We start from the raw sequence: 14,471 nt of genomic DNA on the forward strand, positions 1-14,471 counted from the left end.
CGCCCCCGCATGCGTCGTGCCGGGCATGCTTTTTGCCAAGGCATTGTGTTGCGCGGGCGGATACGGCCCGTGTAGGCCGTCGCCCTGTCAGCCCGAGACCAGCTTGTGGACCAGATCGGCGGCCGTGGAGGCGCCGTACTTGCGCATCAGCCGTGCGCGGTAGATCTCCACCGTGCGGTGGCTTATGGCCAGGGCGCGGCCGATTTCCTTGGAGGTAAGCCCCTCCAGCAGGCGGGCCGCCACCTCGCGCTCGCGCCCCGTGAGCTCGGCCTTGACGGGACGGTGGGCGCTGAGGTCCTCGAAGCTCCAGATGCCCGAGGCATGCGGGTCGCTGCGGTCCAGCGTGCGGCCCGTGACATGGCACCAGAACGTTTCGCCGTTGGCGCGCTTCATGATGCGGTTGTCCGAGTAGAAACCCCGGGCGTTGAGAATGGGCGCGATGCGCGCGCCCAGCCGCTCATACTCGTCGGCGCTGGGGTAGAGGATCTGGAAGGTCTGGCCGATCAGCACCTCGCGCGAGGCCTCGAACATCTCGCAGACCTGGCGGTTGCAGTCGATCATGGTGCGATTGCGCGAGATCACGAGGCCGACGGGGGCGGCTTCGAACGCCAGCCGGTAATCTATATCCATGGGCAAATCTTTACGAAAAACTACCTATGCAAGTACGTAGTATCGTAGCGCATCCAATCTGAAGGAGACATGTGTGAAAAAGCTCTACCCCTCCGCGGAGCAGGCGCTCCAGGGCGTCGTGGCCGACGGGCAATTGCTGGCTGTGGGAGGCTTCGGCCTGTGCGGCATTCCCGAGGCCCTGATCGACGCGCTGCGTGACAGCGGCGCCAAGGGCCTGACGGTGATTTCCAACAACGCGGGCGTGGACGGCTTTGGCCTCGGCAAGCTGCTGGAGACGCGCCAGATCAAGAAGATGATCTCGTCGTATGTGGGCGAGAACAAGGAGTTCGAGCGCCAGTACCTGGCCGGCGAGCTGGAGCTGGAATTCACCCCCCAGGGCACGCTGGCCGAGAAGCTGCGTGCCGGCGGCGCCGGCATTCCCGCCTTCTTCACCAAGACCGGCGTGGGCACCATGGTGGCCGAGGGCAAGGAGCTGCGCGAGTTCGACGGCGAGACCTATGTGATGGAGCGCTCGCTCGTGCCCGATGTCTCCCTGGTCAAGGCCCACCGTGCCGACAAGAGCGGCAACCTGCAGTTCCGCCTGACGGCGCGCAACTTCAACCCTGCCGCAGCCACGGCCGGCAAGGTCTGCATCGTGGAAGTGGAAGAGGTGGTCGAGGTCGGCGAGATCGCACCGGACGACATCCACCTGCCCGGCATCTACGTGCACCGCATCGTGCACAACCCGAACCCCGAAAAGCGCATCGAAAAGCGCACCATCACAGAAAAACAAGGAGCCTGACCATGCCGTGGACCCAAGACCAGATGGCCGCCCGCGCGGCCCAAGAACTCGAAGACGGCTTCTACGTCAACCTGGGCATCGGCATTCCCACCCTGGTGGCCAACCACACGGGTGACAAGGAAGTGTGGCTGCAGTCCGAGAACGGCATGCTGGGCATCGGCCCCTTCCCGACCGAGGATGCCGTGGACGCCGACCTGATCAACGCCGGCAAGCAGACCGTGACGACGATTGCCGGCTCGTCCATCTTCGGCAGCGACCAGTCGTTCGCCATGATCCGCGGCGGCAAGATCAACCTGTCCATCCTGGGCGCCATGCAGGTGTCCGAGAAGGGCGACCTGGCCAACTGGATGATTCCCGGCAAGATGGTCAAGGGCATGGGCGGCGCCATGGACCTGGTGGCCGGCGTCAAGCGCGTCATCGTGCTCATGGAACATGTGGCAAAGAAGAAGGACGGCACGACCGACCTCAAAATTCTTCCCGCCTGCACCCTGCCTTTGACCGGCGTGGGCGTGGTGGACCGTATCATCACCGACCTGGGAGTGATGGACGTGACGCCGCAGGGCCTGAAGCTCGTGGAACTGGCCCCCGAAGTGAGCTTCGAGGACATCCAGTCCAAGACCGGCGTGACGCTGATTCGCTGATGTTGCCGTGCACGGCCTGCCTTGGCAGGCCTGCGCAACGAGAGCCCGCCTTGCGCGGGCTCTTTTGCTTATATTTCAGATTTCGAGCCAATGGGAGCCTCTATGACGGATGTCGCGGCCGTGCGCAATCCACCGACAGCGCAGGGATGGAAGGACGAGGGCGTGCATTTCCTGCGCGCCGTCACCGACATGGCCGAGCATTGCAACGTGGTCACCGGCGAGCCCATCTTCAACGACAAGGGCGTCAAGCTCGTGGACAAGGGAGCGCGCATTGACGGCAACATGTACGAGCGCCTGGTCAAGCACAAGCTGCGCGACCCCATCGACAAGCACCTGGGCGTGGACAACCGCGTGGACGTGCTGGCCATCGAGGCCCAGGCCATGGTGCAGTGCGAGACCGTGGACCTGATGCGCCGCCTGGTGCAGTCGCTGGGCGGCACGGACCGGCTGCTGGCGCCGCTGCGCCTGATGGTGCTGCCGCCGCAGATCGCCTTCAAGCTCACGGTCATGCGCGAGCAGCGGCCCGAGCTGTTCGCCCACAGCCTGCAGATGATGCTGGTGGCCGTCTACCTGGCGCTGCAAAGCGAATGGAGCGAGCGTGAATGCGGTCCGCTGGCCACGGCGGCCCTGCTGCACGATGTGGGCATGCTCTACATGGACCCGGCCTGGACCGACCCCAACTACCGGCTCACGGGCGCCGAGCGCAAGCACCTGGTGGCGCACTCGGTCACGGGCATGCTCATCATGCGTGGCGCGGGCGCGTATTCGCAGGACGTGGAAATGGCCGTGCTCGAGCACCACGAGCGCATGGACGGCACGGGCTATCCGCGCGGCGTGCATGGCGAAGCCATCTCCAAAATGGGCCGTATCCTGTTGCTGGCCGAGGTGGTCTCGGCCTTCTTCGACAAATTCCAGGACCTGCCTGGCCAGCGCCTGTCGCTGATGCTGCGCATGAACCACCGCCGCTATCCGGCCGATCTGGTCGGCATCCTGCTGCCGCTGCTGTACGACGAGATCTCGCCGGGCACGCCGCTGCCGCCGCTGCAGGCCGAGGTCACGCACAGCGTGGCAGCGCTGTCGGCCGCCTTCCAGATGTGGGACACGTTCAGCCAGGCTTTTCCCGAGCGCTGGCAGGCCATGCCCGACCACCAGGCGGCCGTCTACATCGACTCCAGCATCGGCGGCCTGAAAAAGCAGCTGGCCGAGGCCGGCCTGCATCCCAGCCAGCAAACCGACCTGCTGGCCTACCTCAAGGACGATGTGCAGGGCATGAGCGAGCTGGCCCTGCTCAGCCGCGAGGCGCTGTGGCAACTGCAGGCCATCGTCAACGCCTGCCTGCGCCGCTGGCCCGCCATTAACGCCCGCACCCACGCCGTGGACACAGCGGTCGCGCAATGGTGCGAAGCCTGCATGCAGATCGACGCCACACCCCCAGCGGGCGGCGCAGCGAGAGCGCCAGCGCACTGAGACAGCCGGGCTTGCCCGGCTTTTTTACATCCGTGGATCTCTTGGAAATCAAGAATGCTGTATATTCATACAGTATTTGAGATTTCCCCCATGACCACGCCCCACGCCTCCCAACCTGCGCAGCCCGCCCCCATGGCGGGCGCGGCGCGTGTGCTGCCTCAGTTGCAGGGCGTGTGGCGTGGCGATGGCTGGCAGCAGGCGCTGCAGCAGCGGGTCCAGCCTTCGGGCCATGCGCTGCTGGATGCGCAATTGCCAGGCGGGGGCTGGCCGCTGGGTGCCATGGTCGAGCTGCTGCAACCCGCGCATGGCCATGCCGAGTGGCCGCTGCTGCTGCCGGGCCTGGCGGCCCTGATGCAGCGCAGCGCGGGCCAGGTGGTGCTGGTGGCGCCGCCTTGCAGGCCTTTTGCTCCGGGACTGGAAGCGGCAGGCGTGGCGGCGCACCGGCTGTGCTGCGTGGAGGCCGACACCCACCCCGGCGTCCACCCGGCAGGCGATGGGGCAGGGCTGGCCTGGGTCTGTGAGCAGGCACTGCGCTGCCGCGACGTGCTGGCCGTGCTGGCCTGGCTGCCAACCGGTCTGCCCATGGCCACGCTGCGCCGGCTGCAATGGGCGGCCGCTGCGCAGGGGCGCATTCTGTGGCTGTGGCGCGAGGCCTCGGCCGCCCTGCAGACGGTGGCCTCGCCCGCGCCGCTGCGGCTGCGCGTGGAGACAGAGTTGGGGGAGCCGGGCGAAGGCGGTACGCCAGCCTGCCTGCGCGTGCAGTTGCTCAAGCGCCGGGGGCCTGCGCTGGAGCATCCCTTGAAGCTGCCGCTGCACCACTGGGCCTGGCAGGACGTGCTGCAGGCCCAGGCCCAGCGGCGCACCCGGCAGGCGGACGAGGCGCAGCGCTGGCTTCATGGACACGGGCAACTGCTGCCCGCCGAGGCGCCCGCCCTGCAGGCGGCAGCGCACATCCTGGGGTGAGATGCCATGGCACAGCCGAATCAAGCACTGCACTGGATTGCCTGGCCGCTGCATGTCGCGCAGGGCGATGGCCAGGGCAACGGTGACAGTGATGGCGAACGCAGTGCCTGCGCGCAGCAGGCCTGGTGGGCCCTGCGCTGGACGCCGCGCGTGGCTCTCTGGTACGGGGCAGGGCAGGCCGTGGCGTTGATGGAGGTGGGCAGCGTGGAGCGCCTGTGGGGCGGTCGCCAGGCCATGCTGCTGGGCCTGCTGCGCGCGCTGCGCGAACAGCAGCCCGAGGGCGGCCAGGCGGGCGGCCCCCGGATGCCGTTCTGGGCCCGGGGCGCCACGGCATGGCAGGCGCTGGCGCGTCTGCGCTGGCGCATGCATGGCACGGATTCGCGCCAGCCCTGGCCGCCTGCCGACGCACTGCCCATCTGGACACTGCCCGCACTGGAGCCGCATGCGCCGGCCCTGGAGCGCATGGGCTGCCGCCGCTGGGGCGAGCTGCGCGCCCTGCCGCGCGCGGGCCTGGCGCGGCGCATCGGGCTGCCGGCGCTGCTGGCGCTGGACCAGGCCTATGGCAGCAGCCCCCATGCGCTGGACTGGCTGGAGCTGCCCGAGCACTTTGCATTGCGCGCCGACCTGGGCTATCCGGCCAGCGACGCCCAGGCCCTGCTGCAGGCCGCCCGGCCCCTGCTGCGTGCGCTGCAGGCCTGGCTGCAGGCCCGCCACCAGGGTGTGCTGGGCCTGCAGCTGCGCTGGCACCACGATCTGCGGCGCGTGGACGGCACGCAGCTGCCGGCCTGGGAAGCGCTGGACATCCGCACGGCCCGGCCCGCCCAGGCGCTGGAGCACATGGAGCGCCTGCTGCGCGAACGCCTGGCCCGCACGCCCTGGCGCGCGCCTGCGGACATGCTGGAGCTGGTGGCGCTGGACACCGCGCCTTTCGCGGCCGATGCCGGCAGTTGCCTGCCACCGGCCGCGCCCGGCCCGGCGCCGCTGGGCGAGACGGCAGGCGCGACAGATGGGGCAGGCGCGGCCAGCGGCATGGCCTGGCATGAATGGGTGGAGCGCGTCTCGGCCCGCCGTGGTGCGCAGGGCGTGCGGGTGGCGCAGCTGCAATCGGACCACCGGCCCGAGGCCATGCAGCGCTGGACCCCTGCCTGCGAGGCCCTGCAGACCCCGCAGGCACCGCGGCGGCCCGCGCATGCGCGCAAGGCGGCCAACCCCTGGCAGGACCTGCTGCCGCCCTGGCTGCTCGATCCGCCCCAGCCTCTGCTCCTGCAGGGCAGCCGCCCCTGCTGGCAGGGGCCGCTGCAATTGCTGGCCGGCCCCTATCGGCTGGAGGCCGGCTGGTGGGGAGAGCCGCAGGCCGATGCGGCGCTCGCCGTGCGCGACTATTTCGTGGCCAGCAACGCGGCTGTCGGCCATGTCTGGATCTACCGCGAGCGCGCGCCTGCATCGGAGCGGCTGCCAGGCATGCCGGCCCTGCTGTCGCCCGCCGCCTGGTTTGCGCAAGGCATCTATGGCTGAACAGGACATCCTGCTGGAGCCGCCGCCCCCGCAGCTGCAGCGGCTGCAGCCCCCGCCCCAGGCCACCGGGCCGGTGTCCGGCATGGCATCGGGCCCGGGCCTGCCCGGCTATGCGGAGCTGCACTGCCTGTCGAACTTCAGCTTTCTGCGCGGCGCCTCTTCGCCCGCCCAACTGGTGCAGCGCGCCAAGGCCCTGGGCTACCAGGCGCTGGCCCTGACCGACGAATGCTCGGTGGCCGGCGCCGTGCGCGCCTTCGAGGCCGCGCGCGACTGCGAGATGGCCCTGATCCATGGCAGCGAATTCGCCTGGGGGCCGCTGCGCGTGGTGGCGCTGGCGCGCGATCTGAACGGCTGGGGCAACCTCTGCGAATTCATCAGCGCAGCGCGCGCCCGTGCCGAAAAGGGCCGGTACCTGGTCGATGCCGACAGCCCCTGGCATCTGCTGCGTGAAGGCTGCGAATGCATCGTTGTGCCGCAGCGTGCGCAGCTTTTGCCCGGCGATGTGCCCGCCATGGCCGAGGCCGTGCAGGCCGCCGTGGCGCAGCTGGGGCCGGGCTGCTGGCTGGGCGTGGAGCTGCTGCTGGCGCCCGACGACAGCCTGTGGCTGCAAAGCCTGCAGGACGTGGCAGGGTTACTGGGCCTGTCCTGCGTGGCCTGCGGCGACGTGCACATGCATGCGCGCTCGCGCAAGCCGCTGCAGGACCTGGTGACGGCGCTGCGCCTGGGCTGCACGGTGGCCGAGTGCGGCTTCGAGCTGCACCCCAATGCCGAGCGACATCTGCGCTCGCGGTTTCGGCTGGGCGGCATCTATCCGCGCGCCATGCTGGATGCAACCTTGCAGATTGCCGCGCGCTGCGATTTCAAGCTCAGTGAGATCCGCTACCACTATCCGCAGGAAAGCGTGCTGCCCGGCATGGACGCGCGCCAGACCCTGGCCTGGCATACCTGGCAGGGAGCGGCGGGGCGCTATCCGCAAGGCATTCCCGACGCGGTGAGCGACAAGCTCAAAGAGGAACTGGCGCTGATCGCCGACTGTGGCTACGAGATGTACTTCCTCACCGTGCACGACATCGTGCGATTCGCTCGCAGTCAGGACATCCTGTGCCAGGGCCGGGGTTCGGCCGCGAACTCGGTGGTCTGCTTCTGCCTGGGCATCACGGCCGTCGATCCCACCCTGCAGACGCTGTTGATCGCGCGCTTCATCAGCCGCGAGCGCAGCGAGCCCCCAGATATCGACGTGGACTTCGAGCACGCGCGGCGCGAGACCGTCATCCAGTACATCTACGAAAAATACGGCCGTGACCGTGCGGCGCTGACGGCCGTGGTCAGCTGCTGGCGCACGCGTGGCGCACTGCGCGACGCGGGCAAGGCCCTGGGCGTGGATGCGGTGCTGATCGACGCCATGGCCCGGCAGCACCACTGGTTCAGCGATGCCGAGGACGAAGCGGCCGAGCCGGAGCCCGAACCCGATGACCCCGCCCTGGGCTGGGTGCGCTCCAAGCTGCTGCGCCTGGCCCGGCTGCGCGAGCGGCTGGGCGACGACTGCCCGCAACTGTCGCCCCAGCGTGCGCGGCTGTGGCTGGAGCTGGCCCTGCAACTGCGCGACAGCCCGCGCCACCTGAGCCAGCACGTGGGCGGCTTTGTGCTGACCGACGGGCCGCTGACGCGGCTGGTGCCCGTGGAGCCGGCCGCCATGCAGGGCCGCTCGGTCATCCAGTGGGACAAGGACGATCTGGACACCATGAATCTGCTCAAGGTCGATGTGCTGGCCCTGGGCATGCTCACCGTGCTGCGCGGCAGCCTGAAGGCACGCGCCGCGCTGCGCGGGCCGCGCTGGGAGCTGGCCGACATTCCCAAGGAGGACGCCGCCACCTACGACATGATCTGCCGCGCCGACACCGTGGGCACCTTCCAGATCGAGAGCCGCGCCCAGATGAGCATGCTGCCCCGGCTGCGGCCGCGCGTGTTCTACGACCTGGTGGTCGAGGTCGCCATCGTGCGGCCCGGCCCCATACAGGGCGGCATGGTCCATCCCTATCTGCAGGCGCGCGAACGTCGGCGGCAGGGCGATGCCCTGGTCCTGGAAAAGCCCGCGCTCGAGGGTGCGCTGAAACGCACGCTGGGCGTGCCCATCTTCCAGGAGCAGGTGATGCAGATCGCCATGATCGCGGCGGGTTTCTCGGCGGGCGATGCCGACGAGCTGCGCCGCTCCATGGCCGCCTGGCGGCGCAAGGGGGGCGTGCACCGCTTCGAGCGCCCATTGATCGACGGCATGCTGGCCAACGGCTACAGCGCCGAATTTGCCCAGGCCATCTTCCGCCAGATGCTGGGCTTTGGCGAATACGGCTTCCCAGAAAGCCATGCCTACAGCTTCGCCATGCTGGCCTATGCCAGCGCCTGGCTCAAGCGCCATGAGCCGGCCTGTTTTCTGATGGCCTTGCTCAATGCCCAGCCCATGGGCTTCTACACCCCCTCGCAGCTGATCCAGGATGCGCGCCGCCACGGCGTGCGCGTGCTGCCCGTCGATGTGCGCCACAGCGACTGGGACTGCACGCTGGAGGCGCCGCACGAGCGCATTGCCGGCGTCGAGCTGCCGCAGCCGGCCGTGCGCCTGGGTCTGTGCATGGTGGCGCAGTTGCCAAAGGCTTCGGGCGAGCGCGTGGCGCAGGTCCGCGCGCAGGCGCCGTTCAGGAGCACCGAGGACCTGGCTCTGCGCGCTCGGCTGCAGCGCGCCGAGCTGCAGGCCCTGGCGGCGGCCGATGCGCTGCAGGGCCTGTCAGGCCACCGCCGCCAGCAGATGTGGGATGCCGCGGCCTTGCAGGTGCAGCCCCCGCTTTTTGCGGGCGTGCCTGTGCACGAGGCGCCCGTGCAACTGGCCGCCGCGCCCGAGGGCGAGGAAATCCTGTTCGACTACGCTGCCACGGGCCTGAGCCTGCGCCGCCATCCGCTGGCCCTGCTGCGTGACCGCCTGCGCCGCCACGGGCTGCGCACGGCGCTGGAGCTGCGCGACACGCTGCCGGGCATGCGCGTGCGGGCCTGCGGCATCGTCACCGTGCGCCAGCGCCCGCCCACGGCCAAGGGCACGGTCTTCATCACGCTGGAGGACGAGACGGGCACGGTCAACCTGGTGGTCTGGCCCGATACCGTCACGCGCTGGGGCGAGCCCTTGCTGGGCGCGCGGCTGTTGGCGGTGGAGGGCATCTGGCAAAGCAGCTCGGATTGGGGCGGCGGCAAGAACTGCGGCGAGCCAGCGCCTGCAGAGCAGGCCAGCCAGGAGGTGCCCGCCGTACGCCATCTCATCGTGCACCGCGCCCGCGACATGAGCCGCTGGCTGGGCCGCCTGGGCGGTGCCGGCGTGGCGAGCCGCAATTTCCACTGAGGGCTGTTGCCGTTGCTGCGGCTGCCGAAGCAGGCTCAGGCCATGCGGGCGTCGGCGCGGATGTCCGGCATCTGGTCTATGCGCTTGCCGAACCAGCCTATGCGCTCGGTCTGGCGCACATCCAGCCTGGGCACGTAGGGCTTGATGTCGAGCACGGGCGTGCCGTCCAGCATGTCGTTGCCCAGGAAATGCAGCAGCAGTCCTTCGCGCCGCACCAGGCGCACGATGGACAGGCCCAGCCGGTTGGGCCGCGCCGGGGCGCGCGTGGCGAACACGCCGTGGCTGCTGTCGTCCATGAAGGGCACGACTTCCAGCTTTTCCACGGCCTGGTGCAGGTGGGTGATGAGGATCAGGTAGTCAAAGCCTTCGATGTCGCGCAGCCCGGCCTCGAACTCGGGCAGCAGCTCCACGCGGCCGGCCTCGTCGGCCGCGCCCGCCGTCTGTATGGGCATGCCCACCGGGTCGGTGAAGCGGCTGCGCACATGGCCGATGGGGCGGCAGGCGACGGCCTGCGCCGTGGAGCCGGACGCGCTCATGCGCTCGTTCCCTGGGGATTGAGCAGGCGTGTCAGCGCGGCGATATCGGCCGCCGCCGCCATGCGCGCCGTGGTCTCTATGGAGCGGTAATGCCTGACGATGGCTTCGCCCGTGGAGGTGAGCGAGGCGCCGCCGCCGTGGGCGCCGCCAGCGCTGGTGTTGACGGCCGGCGTCTGCAGCGCGCGGTTCATCTCGTCGACCAGCACCCAGGCGCGCCGGTAGGACATGCCCAGCGATCGCGCTGCAGCCGAGATGGAGCCCGCCTCGGCAATGGCTTCGAGCAACTGCACCTTGCCGGGACCGATGGCAATGGTGCTGTCGTTGTATACGCGCAGGCGGAACTGGACTTTGGAGGACATGGGAAAAGGACTTGGCACAGGAGAAAAGCGAACGTCAAGGTTAAGCGAAATCAACGGCTTGCGCCGTCACAGGGGCTAAGGGGAAATACGCAATGCATGGATCGCTACAGCGAAGGGGTGCTCTGGCAGGGCGTTCCTGCACACGGGCCGTCGGGGCCGGCGCGCTGGCGCTGCCGCCAGGGCGCCCGCTGCCTGCGCATCGTCTGCGAGTGCATTGGCGAGGCCCTTGACCTGCCGGCGCCGCGTCTCGATGCCTGTGTGCTGCGGCGCTATTTCGTCACATTGCCACCGGGTTTGCTAGCCTTTTTGCGCCAATGCAGCGCGGCGCTTGCCGCGCATCCGGGTCACGCGTTTACTTCTTGCTGCTTTCTGCCAGCAGGCGCTGGCATTGCGCATCTTCCTCGGCGGCCGGCACCGTGAGCGGCACCAGCGCCAGGGCCGCCGGCGCCACCACGGCGGCGGCCACGGCCGCGCCCGCGCGCAGCAGCAGCGGGCCGGGCTCCACCCCTACCTTGGGCTGGGCGAAACTGCCGCGCACGTACAGCGGCGTGCGCAGCGAGAAGAACTTCCACTTCAGCGACTCGGGCACGATGCGCAGGTCCATGGTCTCCTGCGCCAGGCTGATCTGTCCGGTGGCCTCGATGATGGCCTCGGGCGTGGCCAGCTTGACGTTGCGGGTGCGCGCAATGCCCTGCTTCACGGTCAGGTCGGCAACGGCGCAGTTGAGCTGCACTTCCTTGTCGGCGCCGAACAGCTTGGTGACGATGACGCTGCCCAGGTTCAGCGCGGCCAGGTCCAGGAGCTGCTTGCTGAAGCGGCCATCGCGCACATACAGGCGGATGTCGCCCGAGCTGGTGCCCAGCCATTCGGCAATGGACTGGCCCCGGCCCTCCAGGCCCAGCGCGCCATCCATGCTGCCCAGGCTTTTCTTCATCAGTTCGATCTCGGGGAACAGGGCCGACAGCTGCAGCCCCTGGACCTTGCCCTGGAGGCTGGCCTTGGGCGGCTTGGCGCCGCTGTCCACCACGGCCTCGATGTCCAGCCTGCCCTTGGCCATGCCGAAGCGCAGCGGGGACAGGCGCAGCACGCCGTTGTCCATGACGGCATGCACGCTGAAGTCCTCGATGGGCAGGGCCTGGGGGCGCTCGATGCGGTCGCTCTTGAAGCGCACATCCATGTCCATGGCATTCCACTTGCTGGTGTCAAAGCGCTGCGTGGGCAGGGCCTTGCCGCTGGCCGCCTGCCGGGTCTTCTGGCCCTGCTTGGTGGAAGGTGCTCCCACCACCGGCCCCAGGTCGGCCAGGCGCAGCTTGCGCGAGGCCAGATCGCCGCTGAGCTTGGGGCGCGGCTTGCCCGATGCGTAGTGCAGCGTACCGCGCAGATCGCTCTGGCCCACGCGGCCATCGAATTCCTCGTAATCCCAGACGGCGCGCCCCGGCTCCAGGCTGCCGACCAGATGGCCATTGGTGTCGAAGGGCGGTGTGCGCGGCAGCAGCAGACCCGTCAGCGGGAACAGGTCGGCCATGCTGGAGCCGCGCAGGCGCACTTGCAGGTCCATGCCCTTGAGCGACCTGGGATTGTCGAGAATGCCCTCGGCCCGGGCGCGCAGGCTGCCCGCATGGGCCCACAGCTTCACGGGAAAGCGTGCCTGTTCGCTTTGCAGGTCCAGCACGGGGCCGATGAGGCCCTGGGCCTCGACCGTGGCCTTGGCGATGCGGCCAGTCAGGCCGACGCGCATGCCATACGGAAAGTCTGGACTGGGCGGCTGCACAAGGCTGTCCAGACGTGCGCGTACCGCCATCTGGCGCACGCCATCGCTCCAGCCCACCAGACCGCCGCGCAGGCTCAATTGCGCTATCTGAAAGCGCCAGCGCGGCCCTGTGGACTCGGGGCGCTTGAAGGTCCAGTTGTTGCTGCCATCCTTGCGCCGGGCAAAGACCAGGTCAGGGCCTTCCAGTTGCAGATGGTCCAGCAGCACATGCCGGCCCAGCAGCGGCCACAGCCGCAGGCTGGCCGTGGCGCGGGCTGCCGTGGCCATGGTGTCGGCATCGCGCGCCGGAGGCGCCAGCTTTTCGTCGGAGAGGGCGATGCTGTCGGTATCGATATCGCGTGCGGGGCGGCTGGCCTGCGCGTCCCCTTCATTGGCCTTCGTTTTCCCTTTTAGCTGGTCCTTGCGCTGACCCATGGGTGGGTCTTCGGGCAGCCGGCCCTTGTTCAGATGGTCGGGCGGCGCGGGCAGGGCTGGCAGTTCGTCGCTGCCCTTGGCCGGTTCCTGCTCGACCTGCCAGCCTTCGGGCTGGCCCAGGGCCAGTTGCTCGGCCTCGATGGTCACGCCCGGGACCCAATGGCGCCAGCCCTGGTCCAGGGGCTGGGGCCAGGTCCAGCGCAGGCGCAAGTCGCCTTCAATGGCGAAGTGGCGGCCGGTACTTTCGCTGACGCGTTCGTTGACCCAGGGCTTGGCCCGGTTCCAGTCGAAGGTTGCAATCAGGACCACAACCGCGGCGAGCAGCAGCACCAGGGCCGACACCGTCCACAAAAGGGCGCGCAGCCAGCGGCGGCGGGCTGGGCGGTGGGGTGCTGGTGTGGCGGGGCTGTGGTTCGCTGTGTCGGTCGCTGTGTCTGTCATGGCGCAGGGGGCCGCTAAATGGGGTTCGGTCCATCCTATCGCCATGAAAACGCTTGCCAAGGCCCGGGACGCGCTGGCGGGCAGCCGGCAGGCCCGCATACAGGAGATTGACCTACAGCGCGGCCTGCGGCGGGGAAGAGGCCGTCATCACGGCGTCTCCTGGCCCTGGCGCAGCCGGGTGGATGCCAGGGCGGCCACCACCAGCAGGCCCGCCATGATGAACAGGCCGTTGCGCGTGCTGCCCGTGGCCTGTTCGATCATCCCCATCACCGTGGGGCCGATGAAACCGCCCACCAGTCCGCAGGTATTGACCAGGGCTATGCCGCCCGCCAGCCCTGCGCCCGCCAGCCGCGAGGCCGGAAACAGGAAGACCACGGACTGCACCACGAAGAACATCAGCGCCGTCAGGCTGAAACCCAGCAGGCCCAGGGCTGGCGAGGCCTTGCCCGCCAGCGCGGCTACCAGCAGGCCGGCGGCCATGGTGGCCAGGCCCGCCAGCAGCATGCGCCGGCAGCGCTGCGGGTGGGTGGCAAAGCGCGGCAGCCAGGCCGCACCGATGGCGGCTGCGATCCAGGGCACGGAGTTGAGCGTGCCGATCTGCAGCGGCGAGAGCTGGCCGTAGGTGCCGATGATGCCCGGCAGGAAGAAGATCACCGTGTAGATGCTGATCTGGTGGCAGAAGTAGACAAGGATGGCCAGCCAGATCTGGCGGTCGCGCAGGCAGTCCCGGAGCGAGTGGCCCACCTGGCCGGCGCTGGCCTGCTGGTCCTGCTCGGCCTGCAGGCGTTGCAGTACCTCGCGCGATTCGGCGGCCGTCAGCCAGGGCGCGCTGGCCGGGCCGTCTGGCAGCTTCTTCCAGACCACCCAGGCCAGGGCCACGGCGGGCAGGCCCTCGATCACGAACATCCACTGCCAGCCGTGCCAGCCCAGGAAGCCGTCCATCTGCAGCAGCGCGCCGCCCACGGGGCCGCTGAGGATGTTGGCAATGCACACGCCCAGCAGGAAGTAGCCGATGGCGCGGGCCCGTTCCTCGCGGCCGAACCAGTAGGTCAGGTACAGCATCACGCCGGGGAACAGCCCCGCCTCGGCCGCACCCAGCAGCACGCGCATCGCGTAGAACGAGGTCTCTCCGGTGATGAAGGCCATGCCGGCCGACAGCAGGCCCCAGGTCACCATGATGCGGGTGATCCAGAACCGCGCGCCCACCCTGTGCATGATCAGGTTGCTGGGCACTTCCAGCAGCGCATAGCTCAGGAAGAACAGCCCCGCGCCCAGGCCGTAGGCGGCCGCCGAGATGCCCAGGTCCACCTCGATGTGCGACTTGGCCAGCGCAATATTGGTGCGGTCTATGAAGCTGATCACATAGGACAGCACCAGCAGCGGCATCAGCCGGCGGAAGATTCTGGCGTTGAGCGCCGCGCTGGCACTGCTGGCCGCATTGCCAGGAACTGGCGGCGGCGCATGGACGGAATGGCTGGACATGGTGCTTGTCTCCTTCAAGGCTTGGGGGGCGTGGGGCGGAACTTCCAGGGACCGGCCCGGCCTGCTGCAGCAGGCTCTGGTGCTATGTGCTG

11 protein-coding genes are annotated in these 14,471 nt (G+C 69.1%); 6 read left to right on the forward strand and 5 right to left on the reverse strand.

Annotation, left to right across the window (positions count from 1 at the left end; genetic code table 11):
• Positions 1-87 precede the first annotated feature (87 nt).
• Entirely contained in the window at positions 88-630 is a 543-nt protein-coding gene (locus tag LGR64_RS09240) for a PAS and helix-turn-helix domain-containing protein (protein WP_012206070.1), read from the reverse strand.
• Positions 631-703: 73 nt separating this feature from the next.
• On the opposite strand from LGR64_RS09240, the gene LGR64_RS09245 reads away from it, so the two are divergent.
• The 6 genes from LGR64_RS09245 (at position 704) to dnaE (ending at position 9,376) form a co-directional block, all read left to right on the forward strand.
• A complete protein-coding gene (locus tag LGR64_RS09245; protein WP_013802011.1) occupies positions 704-1,411 on the forward strand; it encodes a CoA transferase subunit A in 708 nt (235 codons plus the stop codon).
• A gap of 2 nt (positions 1,412-1,413) precedes the next feature.
• Positions 1,414-2,052, forward strand: coding sequence for a 3-oxoacid CoA-transferase subunit B (locus tag LGR64_RS09250; protein WP_012206068.1), 639 nt, complete (start codon positions 1,414-1,416; stop codon positions 2,050-2,052).
• A 102-nt stretch (positions 2,053-2,154) separates the two neighbouring features.
• The gene (locus LGR64_RS09255) at positions 2,155-3,519 is read left to right on the forward strand and encodes an HD-GYP domain-containing protein (protein ID WP_034394715.1); all 1,365 of its coding nucleotides are present in this window, start codon (positions 2,155-2,157) and stop codon (positions 3,517-3,519) included.
• A 90-nt stretch (positions 3,520-3,609) separates the two neighbouring features.
• Positions 3,610-4,482, forward strand: a complete 873-nt coding sequence (imuA, locus tag LGR64_RS09260; protein ID WP_141831640.1) for a translesion DNA synthesis-associated protein ImuA — start codon at positions 3,610-3,612, stop codon at positions 4,480-4,482.
• Between the two features lie 6 nt (positions 4,483-4,488).
• On the forward strand, positions 4,489-5,997 hold the full coding sequence (locus LGR64_RS09265; protein WP_230355302.1) for a Y-family DNA polymerase: 1,509 nt from the start codon (positions 4,489-4,491) through the stop codon (positions 5,995-5,997).
• On the forward strand, positions 5,990-9,376 hold the full coding sequence (gene dnaE, locus LGR64_RS09270; RefSeq protein WP_141831644.1) for a DNA polymerase III subunit alpha: 3,387 nt from the start codon (positions 5,990-5,992) through the stop codon (positions 9,374-9,376). Before LGR64_RS09265 ends, dnaE begins: the two co-directional genes overlap by 8 nt.
• 35 nt (positions 9,377-9,411) lie before the next feature.
• On the opposite strand, the gene tsaA is transcribed toward dnaE, so the two are convergent.
• The 4 genes from tsaA to LGR64_RS09290 all read right to left on the reverse strand — a co-directional run bounded on the left by tsaA (position 9,412) and on the right by LGR64_RS09290 (position 14,379).
• Positions 9,412-9,912, reverse strand: a complete 501-nt coding sequence (gene tsaA / locus LGR64_RS09275) for a tRNA (N6-threonylcarbamoyladenosine(37)-N6)-methyltransferase TrmO (RefSeq protein ID WP_141831646.1) — start codon at positions 9,910-9,912, stop codon at positions 9,412-9,414.
• Positions 9,909-10,271 carry a winged helix-turn-helix domain-containing protein gene (locus LGR64_RS09280; RefSeq protein ID WP_013802017.1) on the reverse strand — a complete coding sequence of 121 codons (363 nt, stop codon included), beginning with the start codon at positions 10,269-10,271 and terminating at the stop codon, positions 9,909-9,911. The genes tsaA and LGR64_RS09280 overlap by 4 nt, the downstream gene beginning before the upstream one ends.
• A gap of 352 nt (positions 10,272-10,623) precedes the next feature.
• Positions 10,624-12,897, reverse strand: a complete 2,274-nt coding sequence (locus tag LGR64_RS09285; RefSeq protein ID WP_141831648.1) for an AsmA family protein — start codon at positions 12,895-12,897, stop codon at positions 10,624-10,626.
• 147 nt (positions 12,898-13,044) lie between these two features.
• Positions 13,045-14,379 carry an MFS transporter gene (locus LGR64_RS09290; protein ID WP_141831650.1) on the reverse strand — a complete coding sequence of 445 codons (1,335 nt, stop codon included), beginning with the start codon at positions 14,377-14,379 and terminating at the stop codon, positions 13,045-13,047.
• Between the last annotated feature and the right edge of the window lie 92 nt (positions 14,380-14,471).

The organism is Delftia sp. Lp-1, from assembly GCF_020523835.1.
Classification (GTDB): domain Bacteria; phylum Pseudomonadota; class Gammaproteobacteria; order Burkholderiales; family Burkholderiaceae_C; genus Comamonas; species Comamonas acidovorans.

Coding starts and splice junctions, on each gene's coding strand:
- LGR64_RS09240 (WP_012206070.1), bottom strand. CDS start 630: ATGGATATAGATTACCGGCTGGCGTTCGAAGCCGCCCCCGTCGGCCTC.
- LGR64_RS09250 (WP_012206068.1), top strand. CDS start 1,414: ATGCCGTGGACCCAAGACCAGATGGCCGCCCGCGCGGCCCAAGAACTC.
- LGR64_RS09255 (WP_034394715.1), top strand. CDS start 2,155: ATGACGGATGTCGCGGCCGTGCGCAATCCACCGACAGCGCAGGGATGG.
- imuA (WP_141831640.1), top strand. CDS start 3,610: ATGACCACGCCCCACGCCTCCCAACCTGCGCAGCCCGCCCCCATGGCG.
- LGR64_RS09265 (WP_230355302.1), top strand. CDS start 4,489: ATGGCACAGCCGAATCAAGCACTGCACTGGATTGCCTGGCCGCTGCAT.
- dnaE (WP_141831644.1), top strand. CDS start 5,990: ATGGCTGAACAGGACATCCTGCTGGAGCCGCCGCCCCCGCAGCTGCAG.
- tsaA (WP_141831646.1), bottom strand. CDS start 9,912: ATGAGCGCGTCCGGCTCCACGGCGCAGGCCGTCGCCTGCCGCCCCATC.
- LGR64_RS09280 (WP_013802017.1), bottom strand. CDS start 10,271: ATGTCCTCCAAAGTCCAGTTCCGCCTGCGCGTATACAACGACAGCACC.
- LGR64_RS09285 (WP_141831648.1), bottom strand. CDS start 12,897: ATGACAGACACAGCGACCGACACAGCGAACCACAGCCCCGCCACACCA.
- LGR64_RS09290 (WP_141831650.1), bottom strand. CDS start 14,379: ATGTCCAGCCATTCCGTCCATGCGCCGCCGCCAGTTCCTGGCAATGCG.